Source organism: Variovorax sp. 20P10.2.4 (assembly GCF_058244205.1).
In genome coordinates this window covers 1-1,002 of record NZ_JBZAYE010001205.1, presented here as the reverse complement: position 1 = coordinate 1,002, position 1,002 = coordinate 1, and the positions used below count along the sequence as shown (strand labels likewise).

The window sequence follows — 1,002 nt, the reverse complement described above, 5'->3', positions numbered from 1 at the left end:
CTCGGGCTCGCAGGCCCAGTCGATGTTGGCCGAGGAGGTGCCGATCAGCGCGCCGAAGTTGCGCTCGCGCAGCACGGCCTGCGCCGTGGGCACCAGCTTGAGCGCGCTGCCCACGGCGTGCGCGGTGTCGAAGGCGCGCCGCGCATCGGAGCAGACGATGGTGCGGATCGGCTCGCCCGCCAGCAGTTCGGCCGCGCGCGCGGCCTGCTGCAGGCCGAGCTCGCTCAGCGGCTCGTCGGTGGCCTGGAAGATGCGCTGCGCGTTGCGGCCGGTCTGGCCGTGGCGCAGGAAGTAGAAGTGGTCGCAGGCCGGCGCCAGCGGCTGCGCGGCGGCGAGGGCGATCAGCTGGTCGAGGCCCGAGGGTCGGTGGCCGGAGGCGGAAGGAGTGGCGGCAGTGGTTTGGGACATGGCGTCGATTCTGCGCAATCCATGTGTCGCAGCGGCGGGCTCGGGTTTGCTCGATCTCAGTAGGCGAACTGCAGCGGCCGTCCCTCGCGCTGCGCCTCGACGTCGGCGCGGTGGAAGGGCAGCGCGTGCCACTGCTTGGCCGCGAACAGCGGCAGCTGGTCGTAGGCGCGCGGCGAAGCGAGGTCGCTGCTCTGGCCGTAGGTCAGCAGGCCCTGCGCCACCGGCCCGCGCTCGTCGAAGCCCACCACCTGGATGTAGCTGCTGCCGTAGTTGACCTGGTAGCCCTTCGGGTCGATCAGCGACTGGCCCTGCGACTCGAGCTTGTTGAGCACGCCCTCGAACTCGTCGCCGCCATGCAGCGCGATGCGCTGGCCGCGCACCTCGCGCGACTGCGGCACGCCCAGTGGCACGTCGGCCGCGAAGCCCGCGGTGCGCAGGATGCCGACCGCGTCGCCCAGCGCCTTGAAGACCGCGGCGCGGGTGGCGGGCGCGGCCATGTCGAGGCCGGCCGGCGTGGTCACGGGCTGAGCCGGATCGAAGGGCAGGCGCCAGACCTTCGGGATGTCCTTGGCCTTGCGCCAGAACTCGCGGAAC

2 protein-coding genes are annotated in these 1,002 nt (G+C 72.4%); both read right to left on the bottom strand.

Features of this window, described 5'->3' with window-relative positions; all coding sequences use genetic code 11:
• Positions 1-408, bottom strand: a 408-nt coding sequence (locus AC27VN_RS42315) for a histidine phosphatase family protein (protein ID WP_490880645.1), incomplete at its 3' end; no start/stop codon positions are given.
• Positions 409-464: 56 nt separating this feature from the next.
• Positions 465-1,002, bottom strand: a 538-nt coding sequence (locus AC27VN_RS42310; protein WP_490880644.1) for a penicillin acylase family protein, incomplete at its 5' end; no start/stop codon positions are given.